This is a genomic window from bacterium (assembly GCA_037143175.1).
In the GTDB taxonomy this organism is placed as follows: Bacteria; Verrucomicrobiota; Kiritimatiellia; order CAIKKV01; family CAITUY01; genus JAABPW01.
This window is the reverse complement of sequence record JBAWZF010000033.1, coordinates 16,429-32,845: the sequence shown is the minus strand read 5'-3', so window position 1 is coordinate 32,845 and position 16,417 is coordinate 16,429. Positions and strand designations below refer to the sequence as shown.

Genomic DNA, 16,417 nt, shown 5'->3' with positions numbered 1-16,417 from the left:
TTTAACGGTCAGGGTTGGCACCCCCCGAGCCCCTCCCCAGTGTCTGAATCGCAGTGATTCATTTTATTGCAACTACCCCAAATTTCGAGTAAACACCAACGCCATGGGATCCTCGACCTCAAACAATAACGGCTTTGCGCTTCTGATGGTGATTCTCCTGTTGGCACTTCTTTCCGGTGTTGTGATGCAGTCCCTCATTTCGACCCGGATGCATCTCCGGGCTGGCGACATTCAATACACCCGATTCATCCTACGCGCTGCCAGTATGGATGCGGCCTGGAATGCCCTGCGCATAGGCATGAAGGCGGGCTCAAGCGCATCGGATTCCGAGTCATTTGAGCATCAACTCCCATCAGGTATCCGAACACGCACCACTCTCCACGGCCTGGAGCGAACCGCCCTCCCATCCCCCCTCCAACGTCCGGATGTTCCCATTTTTGGTCAGTTCTTTTCCGTAATCTCACGCGCTGAATCAGGCACCAGAACGAGTGCCGTCCGGGGGTTGGCCTGCCGCCTCCCATCGGGCGATATCCGGCTCCTTGCCTGGGCGGAGACGTTCTGACATGAATCCCCCCGCCACGGCTCCTTGGGCTCATATCGCATTCGGCCTCGACAGCACCGAAGGGCCTCCCGTCATCATCAAGGCAACCAGATCCGGGCGCTCCCTGACCCTTGAGAACGTAGATCTGGCCGCCTTAACGACCGCCTCCGATGCTTCAGTGATTGCCGGCAGCCTTCTCCAAAAGGAAAGTTTTACCCGCTGGCTAACCGCCCCCATCGCTTCTGCTAAAAAAGCCGAAAAAGTATTCCCCGCCCTCCTGGATGTCCAACTTCCCTTCTCGATCGAAGATTGCGAATACTCCCTTCTGCAAACACGCCCCACACTTGATCGTACCGGCACCCGTGGACTTGTCACAGGGGCACGGACTGTGGACATTGAAAAACGACTAGCGTTTTTTTCCAGCTTAGGTGTGAATCCCCACGTATTAGATCAGGAAGGGCTTGCACTTTGGTCTCAAGCGCTCGAAGAAGCGCCCTTTCTATCCGGCAGCACGGATTCCAGACTCATCCTTTATCTCTCGATTGAAAGGGTAACCCTTTCAATTGGCCAAAATGGCGAGTTTCTGGGCGCCCACACCATGCGTCAATTAGATGCCGAACAGATCCACCGTATTCTGAAATCCTATTTTCCAACTCCACCACCCCTAACCCAATGGTTTATTACCGGTCCTCATGCCATCCTGCCGGAAACCGGGGAATCGCCTCTGGAATCGTTGTCAAAACGCTGGCCTGGCCCTGTAAAAGTAACTCGTGAACCCAAAACTTTCCTTGCCCGCGCGATTGCCATTCGGGCGCTGACCCCCGGGGCACTCAGATGCAACCTGCGAACCAGCCGTTTTCTTCATCCCGCACTGGCACAACGTCAGGCCAAACGCCCCTACCAATGGGCTGCCGCCTGCCTTGCTGCCGGACTCCTGCTATGTACCGTGAATTTAGTCTGGCTCAGCTTTGTGTCGCATCGCACGGCTCAAATCCAAAAAACGTTCCGATCACTCGCTATTGAGATTACAGGCTCGCCGCTGGGCATACCTGCCGGACAGGAAGTGTTGTCCGCCCGACGAGCCCTCGAAGCCCAAACCAAGGCGATGGAGCCTTTTCTGGCCGCCACCGACACCCCTATTGCTCAAACGCTTAAGTCCATCCTGGTCGTGGCTCGGGAAGAGGGGCTCTCCATTGAAACATTAACACTCAGTCGCAAAAACATGGTCATTCACAGCCTGGCACAAAAATGGTCGCAGGCCGAAACGGCCAGCAGACGCTTGAACACCCTCGGTTTTGTCGCGACCCTGGAGCGAAAAGATGCCCCCTCCGGAGAAGAGCGTGTAGCTTTTGTCATCGGACTCGGACGCCCACATGAAACTAAATAACCCCTCCTTAACCGGCCTCTGGAGTGCGGCAGGCATCGCCCTATTAATCGGCGTGCTGCTCAGTGCTCACACATTGGGTGATATCCGTCGCACGTCTGAAATCTGGAACAAAAAAACAAATGACCTTCATGAAATGGTGGCCATGCGTACCACTGCCGCAGAGCATCAGCGCCTCTTGAATCACTATGGTCAATACCCAACGGGATCTACTTCACTCGGAGAATTGGCGCGTGCGGCGGTACCCGGACTGGCACTGATAACACGATCCACCGAAACGCATCCTTCCGTCCCGGGATGGACGGCGCGGAAAATAAGCCTGGGGATAGTCGACATTTCCGGTGATGATCTAGGACGTTTTATTGAAGCCACCAGCACCGCGTCCCCTCCCTGGGCTGTCCTGGATTGCACCGCTTCTGCAAGCCCCGCCTCCGGTCGCCTCGCTAAAGTTGAGCTGGTGCTTGAGACGGTCGAAAAATAACATGGTTATTGGTTAATAGTGATGAGTTATTGGGACTGCCCTTGAAGATTTACAGGCGCATTCCCCCTTAACCAGTAATCAATAACTACTGCGCTCCTCAGCGCAGTTTCAACATCTCTTTCGCGTGCTTCAGCGTCACACTGGTGAGATCGCGTCCGCCTAACATTCGCGCCACTTCCTCCACGCGCTCATTGGGGGTGAGGCAGGAAATCGAGGTTCTGGTACGCCCCCCTACGACTTCCTTGGCAACTGAAAAATGAGTTTTACCGAAAACCGCCACTTGCGGGAGATGCGTGATACAGAGCACCTGGTGATGCTGCCCCACTTTATCCAACTTGGTCCCAATGGCGGTTCCCATTGCTCCCCCCACATTAGCGTCAATTTCATCAAAAACCAGCACGGGAATGCTATCATGATCAGCCAATACCGCCTTCACCGCCAGCATGACACGCGAAATCTCGCCACTCGATGCAATCGCCCTCAGAGGACGCGCAGGTTCTCCGGCATTTGGAGCAAATACAAACTCTATCGAATCCAAACCAGACGGGGCAGGCGCCCCGTCCTGAAGCTCAACGCCAAACGCCCCATGCTGGAAACCCAGATCTTTTAGTTCTGAAGTGATCGTTTTGGCCAGAGTGGTTGCCGCCTGCCGTCGCGCCTTGCCCAACTTGGTTCCGACCTGATCCACCTTACCACGCGCCACACCGATCGCCTTATCAAGTTCAGCGAGGCGTTCCCCGCGGTTTTCAAGATCTTTCAACTTAGCCCTGACCTTCTCAACATGAGCCAGAATCGTCGCGACCGAACCGCCGTACTTTCGCTTCAGACGATGATACGACGCCATCCGGTCTTCCAACCACTGCAAGCGTGAGGGATCGCCTTCGATGTTACGAACAACCCGTTCCACAGTCTCTGCGAGATCCTGAATCTGCACCATGAGGGAATGAGCCTGGTCTTTCCACTCCCCGGCCGCGCTAATCAAGCCTGCCAATTCGCCTAGATTCTTGTGGGCAAAGGCCAAACCATTAAACGCTGCGTTTTCCCCCTCCATCAAGGCAGACTGAAGACCACCCGCCAATTCCAGAATCCGTTGCGCATTGGCCACTTGCACCTGTTCTTGCGCGAGGGCATCATCCTCCCCCTCAACAGGGGCAAGATCTTCAATTTCCTTCACCTGAAAAGCCAGCAGATCGATCTGCTGAGCCACGTCCTGCTCACTGGCCCCTTCCAGCTCTTTTCGCTGATTTTGTGCGTCGCGGTATGTGGAATAGGCAGCCTCATACAAACTGCGGGATTCCCATAAATGCCCAAAGGCATCAAGAATATCCAGTTGAAAATCTGTATTCAAAAGCGATTGGTGGTCGTAAGGACCATGCATATCCACCAAATGTTCACCCATCCGCTTCAGCACCTGGCTGGTTGTAGAGCTGTCGTTAATGAAGTTTTTGCCGACACCCGAAGCGAGCAGGGTTCGCCGGACAAGGAGCTGCCCAGCCTCACAGGGAGGTAGTCCAACCTCATCAAGAATGGCATCCACTGCGGCTGAATCACTAAGCTGAAAAACCGCTTCGGCGAGGCATTGATCGGCACCAGCCCTGATGAGGCTTTTATCGGCCCGCTCTCCCAGCAAGAGACCCAATGCACCAATGATAACCGACTTTCCAGCGCCAGTTTCACCGGTAATGACATTCAAGCCAGGCTTGAATTCGACGGATATATCCTCTACCAAAGCTAGATTTCTTACTCGTAGCGTCTGAAGCATGGCGGGAGAATACATGGCCTCAAACCTGAAGGCAAGACGAGGTTATCATTCTTTTTATTTGACGGCCCGTCACCATCAACCAATAATACTGATGTAGAGGAGATAAGATCATGAAACACTTACAGTTGATCCAAAAGTTCCTAAGTGAAAAACGAGATTTTGATGATTTCCCCGAATACGGGTTTCCCTTCGTCACTGTGTCCCGCCAGTCTGGAGCTGGAGGACACTTGTTATCCTATGTGATCCTTACCGAATTTCTAAAGCATCGTGACAACCCGCTGTTTGAAGGATGGCACGTATTTGACAGGGAGCTCTGTGAATTAGTAGCCCGTGATCCCCTTTTGCAAAAAGACATGGAGGTCTTACTGGCTGAAAAATATCGTTCCCAATTCAATGACTTTGTCGAAAGCCTGTATACAGGGAAATCCGAGCAACACACACTCTATAAGACTACCTTCAAAGTCGTGCGCATGCTGGCATTGATTGGAAAAGTAATTATCGTCGGACGCGGCGGCTCACTCATCACGGCAGATCTCCCGCAGGGAATTCACATACGTCTGGTTGCTCCGGAAGCCCATCGCCTCGTCTGGATGATGAAGCGCTTCAAAATAAACAAGGAAGATGCGAGAGAACTCATCCACAAACAAGACGATGACCGGAAGAAGCTGATTAAGCTTTTCTTTCACCGCGACATTGATGATCCCATGCTCTACGACATGGTTTGGAACACTGGAAAAGTTGAACTCGATGTGATCACCAGAGCCACAATTGACCTTATTAAAAAGCGGACTGAACCCAAGCTTGAAAAGTCTTTTTTACAGTGACAATAAATAAAGGTTGAATCAATCGTGGGAACTGATAGATTCCCACACGTTTTCTTACGCGAGCGTAACTCAGTTGGTAGAGTGTCACCTTGCCAAGGTGATTGTCGAGGGTTCGAATCCCTTCGCTCGCTCCATTTTTTTGTACCGGTTCGGTTTACGAACCGGTCATCATGGAAGTGTAGCTCAGTTGGTAGAGCAGATGACTCTTAATCATCGGGTCCAGGGTTCGAATCCCTGCACTTCTACCACTTAAACCCCAATAGAATCAAGGGTTTGAGTGGCTTTCGTTGGGGTTTTCTTCAAAACCCGTAATGCTCCATAAGTACGTCAAATACCCCAAAAATCTCGACCAATAATGTCCCCATAATGTCCCCTGGATTTTCCGCGCTCATTCTGGAAACATACCGACACCTCAGATTACGCCCAATCACCATCCCCGAATCTATCCTGAAGCCAGTATTGTATTCAGGAACCTGACAACTCTAGAATGGGCTTCAAAGAGCGCAGCGATGGATTCAATAGTCCGATTTTCACCAAGGCGTAATAAAAAAAATGGGCAGAGGAGTCGCCTCCCCCACCCCTACGGTTCAAGCCGCTGCTGCGACCCGGCACTTCTCAAGAAAAGCATCGAGGTCCTTTGGGCTGTACGTCACAGTACGATGCCCAATGCGGTAGAAGGGAAGCGCCTTACGCGCACGCAACCCCTTTAGTTCCCGTGAGGTGATGCCCAGATAATCGGCGGCGCCTGCTGAGGATAAGAGCCAGCTTCGGCCGACCGATCCCTCATCGGCTCACAGCTCACACTGATCTGAAAACCAGTTTCCCGTTAACCCGTTTCGTATCCGTCTCAGGAATTTCCCAGGTCGTGGGGGTCTTCCGATGGAACCGGATCGCCATGGCGGCGGCGCAGCAGTATGGGCGCCCCGGCAAGGCAAAATCATCTTTCCGTCGATAGGGGTATATCGGATTTCATAGGCGCTGCGATTCTTTCACTCTCGTTATCTTTGGACAGTATGCCGTCTGATGGTGTACAGATGATGTCCGTCAGATTAAATTTTTGGCCAGCGCGTGCGGTGGATGTGGTACAGATCGGCACGCTCTATTATGAACGCCTTCTGGCCAGTAAGGATCGTCAACCAGTCAAGGAAGAGGCCAAAGCAAATCTCGCCACACTTCCCGTCACACCCCGCGACTTCATTTGATCTTAAAACCAGTGAGCTCACCCATCAAGACGTGGGCCAGATGGATATGTACGTCGTCCGATATTCAGTCCTTCACGGTAACGAACAGCTCTTCGCCACTAAATACAAGCTTATCCTACCCACTGAGGATGAACTCCGTGCCGAACTTGTTCGTGAACAGCAGATGCTTACTGATCTGCCCACCGAAACAGAAAACGAACAATAAAAAAGGCCGCCAACCTTTCGGCAGCGGCCTTCTGAATCATGGATTCAATTAGCCCAGGATCGCATCCTTCGCGGCCTTGGCGACGCGGAACTTCACCACGCGCTTGGCCTTGATCTTGATCGTCTCGCCCGTCGCAGGATTGCGGCCCATGCGCGCCTTACGATTCACCAGCACCAGTTTGCCCAGACCGGGAAGGGTGAAGCTGTTCTTGGCATTCTTGTACGCCAAACCAACCAATGCCGCAATCAGCTCGGCGACGAACCGCTGCGAATCCGTTACGACCTGGACGCCGCTCGTCCTGTGCAGCATGACCCCATATTTCTATGCCATCAAGTGCTGCAAAATTGCGTTTTCGAGCCTTGGCTGACGGCGGATAATCAGCTAACCGGTATTTACGTGACCTCCGATCATCAGCGCAAGATCGCGCTCTACGGCGTCAGTCTCGGCGCTCTCCAAGATCTATTCCACCATCTGAGCACCGATACATGATCCTTAGATGGATAAATTACCTGCTCGCCGCCGGATCCTGTTGATAGTAGAGCATCAACTCCGCGTACAACAGGGGATGGCTAGCACGAAGCTTAACGGGAGTCTCAAAGAACGCCTCAGTGGCGACGGCGAAGAACTCGGCGGGATTCGTAGCCCCGTACTGATCAAGAAATGATGGGCGCCCATCCTCAGCTTCCCGTACCAACTCGGCATAATCAGCCCCCAATATCCGGGCCCAGGCGCCATACATGCCCCGATTTGGCAGTACGGGTGCCCCATTGGCCGTTCCGTCCTCTTCATCAAGCTGGTGGGCAAACTCATGAAACACCACATTATGCCCATCGTGAAGATCAAAGGCATTGTGCAGCACAGAATCCCATGCCAGCACAACGTTACCATGGCGCCAGCTCTCACCCACCAGAGGTTCATCGGTCTCAAGTACCTGTCCGGCCGGTCCAGTCTGATATCGCGAAACAAAGAAAGTGTGGGGATATACCAGAATGGTGACAAGCAGAGGGTAATAGTCTGTGGTGCGATGGAGTAGCAGGACGCAAGCGTACGTGGCAATAGTTACCCGGATTTCATCGGTAATAGTCAGATCGGCACATCCCTCAAACCGTTTCTCGGACAGAAATATCTGAATGTGACCCTGAAGCTCGCGCTGATCTTCCGGCGACAGGCGGCTATAAAAAGGAACGTTACGCTGAATGATACTGGCCCATTCGGCCGTAAATGGTTGAACCATCAGCCGCTGTCGGCGCCTATGGACAAGTCCGAACATGTCAACTATTCCCACCCACTTGCTGGTTGGATGCATTCGACCACGTGGCGGAACGACTCCAGAAGGCATCAGTGCGCCCGCCATAGTAGCGTTCCAGAACCGTATCCATGACCTTAGTCGTGCGTAAAGCGCTTGCGCCGGTGCTGGGGCATACCCCTTGATGATTGAGTTCGTTGACAATGGTCTGAATAAGCGGTTGCTGAATATGCGGCGGGTTAGGACGTTCAGCAATTTGCACCCCGGATTGGTTCTCCAGCCGTACAGGTTCGTTACCAAAACAAGTGAGCGTGATCCGACCACGGGTGCCGCTGATTTCAATAATGTCCTCGCGGCATGGTCCAGCAAAATTCCATGAAGCGGATCCCAATGCGCCACAGGGTACCCGAAACTGCATGGTGACAACATCTTCCACTGCGTTGCTCTTTGCAAGATTGGCGGCGTCGCCAATCACATGCCCAAGTGGACCGAATAAATAATCAAAGATATCCAAGGTGTGACTGCCCAAATCGAGAAACAGACCTCCCCCTGATTGTTCAACATCCATCCGCCAAGGTAATGCAGCAGGATCACTGGCCTTTTGACAAGGCGAGGTGTAACGGTAGTTAATATGGGTCAACGCGCCGATGGAGCCTTCAACCAGCCAGTCTCGGACTTGCAGAAAGCGGGGCAGGCAGCGTCGGTAATAGGCAATGAACAACGGCAGACCGGCCCCGCGAAAAGCGCTGAGCATGGATTCACATTCAGTGGCGTTACGGGCCATGGGTTTTTCGATATAAGCAGGTTTGCCAGCCTTGCAGACACGAAGAGCGTAGGCGGCATGCGTGCCGGGTGGCGTGGCAATATAGACAATGTCCACCTCGGAGTCATAGATCAATTGATCGGCACTGCTGTAAAACTTAGGTACGTTGTGACGGGTGGCATAGTCGGAAGCTTTTGCGGAATTACGGCGCATAACGGCGCGCAAACTGCTCCCGGTAATTTTCGAAAAAGCGGGCCCGCTTTTGACTTCACACACGTCGCCACAGCCAATAATTCCCCATCGTATGTTTTTCATCTATTATCCTATTTGATTTGCGTTGGATTCTGCATGATTCAAGTACTAGTTTCAAGAATGCATGGGTCTTAACGGGGCATCCACCGCAGCCAATAATCCCGTCACCACCATCATGACCAAACAGCCCAACTTCCTACTCCGGCCCAACTGGAACAGATCAATGGTGGTACGGTTGTAGATTCGGTTTCATGAATGCCATCGTCGCCTCACCGCCCCCACCGCCACTGGTGGTCAAGGCGGCCATATATTTACCGGTCAGTCGCAAGCAGTGAACAAAGTGGCTGGTCCGGTCCAAGAGCGCCTTCATTTGGGCTGTAACGTGATCGAGATAGACTGGGGATGCCAGCACGATACCATCCGCCTCCAGCATCTGGCTCTTGCCACCTCGGGGACTCCCACAGATTCCAAGTATTTTCATCGATTATCCTCCAAAGGTTACAACTGATAGGACAAATATCGTCCGAGTCATACACCCAAACTGACCGACCGGTCAAACTTTGGATTCACCCGTATTCCACGGGCTAGTCACTCCTTTGGCTGGCAGGCCCACATGGTCGAGGATCTCTAACCCAAGCGCGATGTAGTCAGTCATCTCCTCCACAGAGGCCCTTGCGAACCACTCATCCTCGTACAAATGTGCAAACCCACCATCCAGTTGATATGCCGCAAGATGCGTCAGAATTTCGGGCGTGATATCGAAACTGGGAGAAATCCGGTCACGCACCAATCGGAGGAAATCTGACAGGTGTCTCGCAGGCACATGATTTAGGCTGCCGTCAATGCCTCCCAAGCAGCACGGCATAGGCAGAACGCTGAATTTACCCTTAACCCCGTACTCCCCGCAGAGATCGGCGAAATCGCGAACCAGCGAGTTAGGCATCAGCAGCGCGTGATCGTATGGCGGGTCATGGAAGAACATCGGATTGACCGGCGCTCCATCATCTACCAGAAGGGCCATTTTGATCGGCATCGGATGAGTGAAACACCTGCACCATGCAGCTGCAATATTATTATCCAGACACATCTGAATCTACGCTTGCCTGCCTTACCTGTGATTCGTACATTCCACCTCTTGCAACCGCAGCCCCCAAAACCATTTGCCGAAAGTCTGTCCGGCTTGATTGAGCGCGTCACGTTTCACAACGAGGACACCGGCTTTGCCGTACTCAAAGTCAAAGCCCAAGGCCACCGTGATCTGGTCTCGGTAGTGGGATCTCTCGCCTCGGTCAGCCCCGGTGAATGGGTCACGGCGGAAGGCCAATGGATTCAGGACCGTGAGTTCGGCCAGCAGTTCAAAGCGGAGATGCTGACCAGCACCGCGCCCACAACGAGGGAGGGCATCGAGAAATATCTGGGCAGCGGCATGGTCAAGGGTATTGGGCCTGTATACGCTAAAAAGCTTGTGGGCCAGTTCGGCGAAAACATCTTCAATGTCATTGAGACCACTTCAGCCCTTCTTGAAGATGTTGACGGGATCGGACCGAAGCGCCGAAAGCTCATCAAGGAGGCGTGGGCTGAACAGAAAGTCATTCGGAGCATCATGGTGTTTCTCCATAGCCACGGCGTCAGCACCAGCCGGGCAGTACGCATTTATAAGACTTACGGCGAGGAGGCTGTCGAGAAGGTTCGCGCCAACCCCTACTCTCTCGCCAGGGATATCCATGGAATAGGGTTCAAGACTGCCGACCAGATCGCCCAAAAGGTTGGCATTCCTGCCGATTCCCTTATTCGGGCATGTGCTGGCCTGAACCATATCCTGCTTGAGGCAACCGGTGATGGCCACTGCGCATTACCCATGGAGTTCATGAAAGAGGAAGCTGGCAAACTCCTCATGGTAGATGCCAAGATTATCGAGACCGCCATGGAACGGACTTTGGCCGATAAAGAACTGGTTAAGGATACTATCGACAGTCAGGATCTAATCTTCCTGCCTGCTTTGAAGCGGGCCGAGGAAGGCATTGCCAACCGAATCCGGCAGCTGTGTGCGGCATCGGTGCAGTACCCTGCTATCGACTTTGAGAAAGCCGTTGAGTGGTGCCAGCAGAAAACCGGCAAGGATCTGGCGCCCAGCCAGCGGGAAGCGTTGAAGCAGGCTTTAACGACTCGGGCACTCATCATCACAGGTGGTCCCGGCGTCGGCAAAACCACCCTGGTCAACGCCATCCTACTTATACTGAAGGCCAAGAAAGTGCGCTGTGCCTTATGCGCCCCAACGGGACGGGCGGCCAAGCGCCTGTCAGAGACGACCGGTCTAGAGGCCAGGACGATACACCGGCTGCTCGAAGTAAAACCAGGCACGGGCTCATTTTTACGTAATGAAGCTAACCCGCTGTCATGCGACCTACTGGTGGTGGACGAAACCTCAATGGTTGATGTGCCGTTGATGAACAACCTGCTTCGCGCCCTACCCATGAATGCCAGCCTACTGTTGGTGGGCGACGTGGATCAATTACCCTCGGTGGGGCCCGGCATGGTCCTTAAAAACCTCATCGATAGCGGCGTAGTACCGGTGGTCCGATTGACCGAAGTCTTCCGGCAGGCCGCCAATAGCCAGATCATCACCACTGCCCACCGAATTAACGAGGGCTCTATGCCGGAGCTTAGTGCCAAGAACGCCGAGTCTGACTTCTACTTTATCGACCGTAATGAGCCTGAAGCCATAGCCAACACGTTGGTTGAGATGGTCAAGTCCCGCATCCCGGCCAAGTCCAAACTGAACCCCATCCGTGACATTCAGGTACTATGCCCCATGAACCGGGGTTCGCTGGGTATACGTGAACTGAACCTGCGATTGCAGACTGAGCTGAATCCACCCCGGCCGGATGAGCCAACAGTGGAGAAATTCGGCTGGCTGTTCCGGATTCGCGACAAAGTCATTCAGACAGAGAACAACTACGACAAGGATGCTTTCAACGGGGACATCGGCCAGATCATGGAAATCGATCCCGTGGAACGTGAGGTCCTGATCAAGTTTGACCAGCGCGAAATCGTTTATGATTTCGGGGAACTGGATGAAATAGCACTCGCGTACGCCATCACTATCCACAAGTCGCAAGGTAGTGAGTTTCCCGTTGTCGTTATCCCCCTGGCGACCCAGCACTACCTGCTGCTCCAGCGTAACCTCGTTTACACCGGCATCACACGGGGCAAGAAAATGGTGGTGCTCATCGGACAACCGAAGGCGCTGTCGATCGCGATCCGAAATAATAAGACGGAACAGCGGTTTTCAGGTTTGCTGGAAAGGCTGAAGGCGATCGATAAAAATTGAGAACCTATCCCGTAGGGGTCATAATGACCTAAATGGAGGACATGCAATGAAACGTATCGTCTTGATTCTTATCAGCTCAGTATATGCATTGACGCTCCACGCCCAGTCCTACACCGTTCAGGAACCCGGCAAACTTCCGACCTATGTACGCTCCACATCCAGCGGCGTCACCATCGACAAATCGGGACAACTCCCTATCACAGTGAGGTCAACCTATGGGGGCGGCTCAACGATCAACTCGCCTGGCCAATTACCAACCTATGTGCGTCCCAGTTCCGGCGGCGGATTGACAATTGATTCTCCTGGCCAGCTACCGGTCAACGTGCGCCCCACCAGTAATGGAGGCGCCATCATTAATACTCCTGGGCAACTGCCGACCTACATCCGGCTGGGGTCTGGTGGCAGTTACACGGTCGATCGCCCCGGTCAGCTACCGCTAACGATCCGGCCATCAGGAGGAACCACTTCAACGGCCGCGCAGGTGGCGACTTATCTGTATCCCATTACTAAGACTGCGCCAGTGGATAAGAAGATCACTGGCAAAAGTAAACGGTAGACCAATATGCCGAAACTCAACATCACCATCCCTCACAGCCTTACTCAGGCTGAAGCCGCATCGCGTATCCGCCGCCTGCTCAACGACATGAAGGTAGAACACAGCGAACAAATCACCGATCTCAAGGAGGAGTGGGACAACCACACGGGGAAATTCGCCTGCTCCGTTATGGGTTTCCGGGTTTCCGGTATGCTGGCAATAGAGCCCTCGAAGGTAATTATTACCGGCAGTCTTCCGCTTGCCGCCATGCTCTTCAAGGGTAAGCTCAAATCAATGATCAAGGGGCACGCAGCAGAACTGCTCGCTTGAGCGGCCAAAGGTTGATGATTATAAATGCCCGGAGGGGCATTCATAAGTTTCAGCGTAACTGCGGCACGTCAGCGACGTACTGGCTCTGGTTCAACTCGTGTCGCAACATCTCCCGCCGTTTCGTCACCGAACCGGATGATGAAAACCTTGTTCCTACATTCATCAGGTAACCATGGAATCCAATTTTTAAGGGAGCTCTCAACGGACTTGCGTGAAGCATCCCTGATCAACTGTGATCGGGCCAACTTATGGGCACGGATATTCAGAGAGCCTGTGACCATCGCCTTAACTCGGTCCTCGATCTCTTTCCTGTTGAACCGAGCCCAGCCTCGTTCTGACTTGACCTCCATTCGACTTATGTCTGGTGCCGGAGGAAGCGATTGGGACATTATGGAGAACTGAACTCATGGATCAATTCATACGCTTCCGAAGTGCCATTGTCCATCAGCAGAAACCTGGATAAACACAACGGGAGCGGCATCTGTGATTTGCCTACCTAATGCCGCTCCGTCCACGAGGGAGACTTTTCATTCAACAAGGAACAGCCGGACAGATGATTCATTCGTGAGCCGTATGCCGACTCATGACTTGGCTGAATCCCCGTCTCCCTATACCTGAATTATAACGCTTCCCGCAGGCGTAGTACATCAATCTGATAATGTATTTTAATCAGACATAAGTACCCGTATCGTTCAAGCCACCGCCTCAGGCAATTCATCCCAACAGGTAGTGTAGCCGGGGCTCTTGTGCTCCTGCTTCATCCGCCAGGGTTGCGCAAACCCCTGCCGCGCTGAATGCAAAGTGCCGGGCCCCAACCGGCGGTTTATCCCGTCCAGTAACCCCATCACGATCTTGCTCCTGCCATCCGTCCGCCCGGCAAATAAATCGGTCTGCACCGAACATGGCGGTACAATCTCCGACAACATCACGCCCGCCTTCTGATAGCGGAACCCCGCGCGGTAGATGCGTTTCAACCCCCACATCGCAGCCTTAGCGATTTGCATGGTGTCGTCCGTGGGAGTAGGTAACGAAACTGTGATGCTGTTGCCGTAATAGGGTACCTTGGGATTGAATGGACTCGTATGAATGAAAACCATCACGGAACCAGTATACGACTTCTGGCGCCGTAACTTTTCTGCGGCCCGGGCAACATATAGCGACACAGACTCTTCCAGACTCTGCAGATCGGAAACCGTTACCCCGAACGAGCGCGAACTCACGATCTGCTTCTTGGGCGGGCTGATCTCTTCCATCTCAATACATACCATGCCATTCAACTCCCTATGAGTCTTCTCCATCATCACAGAGAAACGCGAGCGTAACATCGAGGAATTCGCCCGCATAAGTTCCAGTACCGTATGGATCCCCAGTTCAGCCAATTTGGGCGCCAGCCGTCTGCCTATCCCCCAGACTTCCCCCACCTCTAGCCTGCTGAACCAGTTCTCACGTTCCTCGGTCGTCATGGCGTTAAGATCACAGACCCCGCTGAACTGCGGATTCTTCTTAGCGATATGGTTCGCCAGTTTGGCCAGTGTCTTCGTTGAGGCGATGCCAACACACACAGGTAATCCCGTCCATTGCCGTACCCGTTCCCTGATGTCCTGCCCATATTGCTGTAGATCCCCGCCAGGACCGCCTGTGAGATCCAGAAAGCACTCATCAATCGAGTACACCTCCTGAAACGGACTGTACTGAGCCAGAATGGACATCACGCGATTGCTCATGTCGGCATACAGGGCGTAATTGGATGAGCAGGCCACGATCCCCTCTTGGCGCGCCAGATCTTTCAGTTTGAACCAAGGGGTTCCCATTTTAACGCCAAGTGCTTTGACCTCATTCGAGCGGGCCACCGCACAACCATCATTGTTGGACAATACCACTACTGGCCGGTTGGCGAGTTTGGGATTAAACACACGCTCGCAACTGACGTAGAAATTATTGCAATCCACCAGCGCTATGACACGCGAGCTCATTTGAATTTCCTGACCGAGCCCGTTACCACACCCCAAACTTCAAAACTCATGCCATCCTTGATCTCAATAGCAGTGTAGTTGGCGTTGGCTGGGACTAGTCGAGGTTGTCCGGACTTACTCCGGCCCAACGTTTTGACGGTCAATTCGCCATTCACAACTGCCACCACAATACAGCCCACACGGGCAGTGACGGAACGGTCGACCACCAGTACATCATTATCCCTGATACCGGCATCAATCATGGAATCACCCTTGACGCGCACAAAGTAGGTCGCGGCGTCATGCTGAATCATATATTCATTGAGGTCCAGCCTCTGCTCAATGTGGTCGTCAGCAGGAGACGGGAAGCCGGCCGCTACCTGGGACAAGAATAATGGCCGTTCAGACTTCGGGGCATTGGGTGCTGGCCCGGTGATCTCCACAATATTTTCGCCAATCTGGGGAGCAGTGCGGGCAGCCAGGAGCGCCAACGCCTGCCTGTGGAGCGATTCTGGCAGCCGAATCACATGGGTCGGTTCCCCATATTTCGTTGAGCCTGTTTTACGCCCGGCGCCCGGTCTCCGCTTACGGGATGTTACGGTTTTGGTCTTCATGCTATTACTGTAACAATAATTACAAAATCGTGCAAGAAGAGCAGATGGAATGCAAGCGAAAGACTAAAAAGAAGGGGGTGTTATTTTGCAAGTCTCTGCTTAAGTCGGTCTATGGTCAGCGGCGCACAGCCCTCAAAATGGTTGTTGGCGAACAACCGCCCTACGAATACATCAGCTCCATTGGTCTCTGCGATCAGCAGGAAATTATCCTCCACAATACACCAGTGACCGAAGCCATGAATGGAATCTACGCCGCAACGGAAAACGTTTTCGGCCTCGCTGCGGATTCGATTGAGGTCAGATTCGTTCATACCCAGAGGGTAATAACGCCACCATGCCGCCTGCAAGCGATATCGTTGCGTCGCTGGCAGCTATGCCGGAGGCATTAGGGCCAAGTACGTGCGGGGAAGCGAATCGTACGGCCCGTAATCGAGATTTCTAAGGGGTACGGGGATGGGGTTGGTGGCGGGTATCTGCGCCGGGGAATCCTTCTCATCACCCTGACCACAGGCATTCCAGGGGCCTGGCGGGACTGCTTCAGACAGTCATCGGTCCAGGGTTCGAATCCCTGCACTTCTACCACTTAAACCCCAATGAAATCAAGGGTTTGAGTGGCTTTCGCTGGGGTTTTCATCAAAACCCGTAAAGCACCATAAGTACGTCAAATACCCCAAAAATAGCTACCAATATTGACACCTAATTGACACCTAATTTTCGCAGGGCATATCCTCTCATCCGATTTTCGTGATGAATAACCTTCTCCCCTCACTGCCCTGACGAATATTTCGCTCTGATAATTTCCAGGGACTGAGTTAAATCATCCCGGCTAGGTCGTGTAAGCCACCCGGTTCTGCCGCTCAGATCTCAATTGAAAAACCTGCCTTCCCTGGCAAGACTGCTCTAAACGCTACAAATATTTCGCAGCGGAAAAACAAGGAGAGGTGTCATGGATAATGATTTGATCAAGAAGCTGATCGAGGATGCAGTTGAAATAC

At 53.1% G+C, this 16,417-nt stretch carries 17 protein-coding genes, 2 tRNA genes and 1 pseudogene; 10 read left to right on the top strand and 10 right to left on the bottom strand.

Features of this window, described 5'->3' with window-relative positions:
• The 3 genes from WCI03_10555 to WCI03_10545 form a co-directional block, all read left to right on the top strand.
• Nucleotides 1-562 (top strand): hypothetical protein (locus WCI03_10555; protein MEI8140293.1); only part of this gene is annotated, 562 nt, incomplete at its 5' end.
• Between the two features lies 1 nt (nt 563).
• Complete coding sequence (locus WCI03_10550) at nt 564-1,928, top strand: hypothetical protein (GenBank protein ID MEI8140292.1); 1,365 nt, start codon at nt 564-566, stop codon at nt 1,926-1,928.
• Nucleotides 1,915-2,406: a hypothetical protein gene (locus WCI03_10545; protein MEI8140291.1), complete on the top strand. Its 492-nt coding sequence runs from the start codon at nt 1,915-1,917 to the stop codon at nt 2,404-2,406. Before WCI03_10550 ends, WCI03_10545 begins: the two co-directional genes overlap by 14 nt.
• Nucleotides 2,407-2,503: 97 nt before the next feature.
• Here the strand turns inward: WCI03_10545 and recN are convergent, their stop codons facing one another.
• A complete protein-coding gene (recN, locus tag WCI03_10540; GenBank protein ID MEI8140290.1) occupies nt 2,504-4,168 on the bottom strand; it encodes a DNA repair protein RecN in 1,665 nt (554 codons plus the stop codon).
• Between the two features lie 110 nt (nt 4,169-4,278).
• On the opposite strand from recN, the gene WCI03_10535 reads away from it, so the two are divergent.
• From WCI03_10535 to WCI03_10520, 4 genes and pseudogenes are all read left to right on the top strand, one after another.
• On the top strand, nt 4,279-4,992 hold the full coding sequence (locus WCI03_10535; GenBank protein ID MEI8140289.1) for a cytidylate kinase-like family protein: 714 nt from the start codon (nt 4,279-4,281) through the stop codon (nt 4,990-4,992).
• A gap of 58 nt (nt 4,993-5,050) precedes the next feature.
• Nucleotides 5,051-5,126: transfer RNA gene (locus WCI03_10530), tRNA-Gly, on the top strand.
• Nucleotides 5,127-5,164: 38 nt separating this feature from the next.
• Nucleotides 5,165-5,240, top strand: a tRNA-Lys gene (locus tag WCI03_10525).
• Between the two features lie 810 nt (nt 5,241-6,050).
• A pseudogene (locus tag WCI03_10520) lies at nt 6,051-6,399 on the top strand (hypothetical protein).
• A gap of 48 nt (nt 6,400-6,447) precedes the next feature.
• On the opposite strand, the gene WCI03_10515 reads toward WCI03_10520, so the two are convergent.
• From WCI03_10515 to WCI03_10495, 5 genes are all read right to left on the bottom strand, one after another.
• A complete protein-coding gene (locus WCI03_10515) occupies nt 6,448-6,708 on the bottom strand; it encodes an HU family DNA-binding protein (GenBank protein ID MEI8140288.1) in 261 nt (86 codons plus the stop codon).
• Between the two features lie 196 nt (nt 6,709-6,904).
• Entirely contained in the window at nt 6,905-7,669 is a 765-nt protein-coding gene (locus WCI03_10510; GenBank protein MEI8140287.1) for a M90 family metallopeptidase, read from the bottom strand.
• 1 nt (nt 7,670) lies between these two features.
• Nucleotides 7,671-8,723, bottom strand: a complete 1,053-nt coding sequence (locus WCI03_10505) for a Gfo/Idh/MocA family oxidoreductase (protein MEI8140286.1) — start codon at nt 8,721-8,723, stop codon at nt 7,671-7,673.
• A gap of 157 nt (nt 8,724-8,880) precedes the next feature.
• On the bottom strand, nt 8,881-9,141 hold the full coding sequence (locus WCI03_10500; GenBank protein MEI8140285.1) for an NAD(P)H-dependent oxidoreductase: 261 nt from the start codon (nt 9,139-9,141) through the stop codon (nt 8,881-8,883).
• A gap of 72 nt (nt 9,142-9,213) precedes the next feature.
• Nucleotides 9,214-9,693 carry a hypothetical protein gene (locus WCI03_10495; protein ID MEI8140284.1) on the bottom strand — a complete coding sequence of 160 codons (480 nt, stop codon included), beginning with the start codon at nt 9,691-9,693 and terminating at the stop codon, nt 9,214-9,216.
• A gap of 102 nt (nt 9,694-9,795) precedes the next feature.
• Between WCI03_10495 and WCI03_10490 the strand changes: the two genes are divergently transcribed.
• Genes WCI03_10490 through WCI03_10480 form a run of 3 tightly spaced genes read left to right on the top strand, consistent with a single transcriptional unit; the run spans nt 9,796 to nt 12,856 of the window.
• Complete coding sequence (locus tag WCI03_10490) at nt 9,796-11,991, top strand: ATP-dependent RecD-like DNA helicase (GenBank protein MEI8140283.1); 2,196 nt, start codon at nt 9,796-9,798, stop codon at nt 11,989-11,991.
• Between the two features lie 46 nt (nt 11,992-12,037).
• Nucleotides 12,038-12,547 carry a hypothetical protein gene (locus tag WCI03_10485; protein MEI8140282.1) on the top strand — a complete coding sequence of 170 codons (510 nt, stop codon included), beginning with the start codon at nt 12,038-12,040 and terminating at the stop codon, nt 12,545-12,547.
• A 6-nt stretch (nt 12,548-12,553) separates the two neighbouring features.
• Nucleotides 12,554-12,856: a polyhydroxyalkanoic acid system family protein gene (locus tag WCI03_10480; GenBank protein MEI8140281.1), complete on the top strand. Its 303-nt coding sequence runs from the start codon at nt 12,554-12,556 to the stop codon at nt 12,854-12,856.
• 68 nt (nt 12,857-12,924) lie between these two features.
• Here the strand turns inward: WCI03_10480 and WCI03_10475 are convergent, their stop codons facing one another.
• From WCI03_10475 to WCI03_10460, 4 genes are all read right to left on the bottom strand, one after another.
• Nucleotides 12,925-13,206, bottom strand: a complete 282-nt coding sequence (locus tag WCI03_10475; GenBank protein ID MEI8140280.1) for a hypothetical protein — start codon at nt 13,204-13,206, stop codon at nt 12,925-12,927.
• A 342-nt stretch (nt 13,207-13,548) separates the two neighbouring features.
• Entirely contained in the window at nt 13,549-14,835 is a 1,287-nt protein-coding gene (locus tag WCI03_10470) for a Y-family DNA polymerase (protein MEI8140279.1), read from the bottom strand.
• The gene (umuD, locus tag WCI03_10465; protein ID MEI8140278.1) at nt 14,826-15,422 is read right to left on the bottom strand and encodes a translesion error-prone DNA polymerase V autoproteolytic subunit; all 597 of its coding nucleotides are present in this window, start codon (nt 15,420-15,422) and stop codon (nt 14,826-14,828) included. Before umuD ends, WCI03_10470 begins: the two co-directional genes overlap by 10 nt.
• A gap of 80 nt (nt 15,423-15,502) precedes the next feature.
• A complete protein-coding gene (locus tag WCI03_10460) occupies nt 15,503-15,733 on the bottom strand; it encodes a hypothetical protein (GenBank protein ID MEI8140277.1) in 231 nt (76 codons plus the stop codon).
• Nucleotides 15,734-16,417 lie beyond the last annotated feature (684 nt).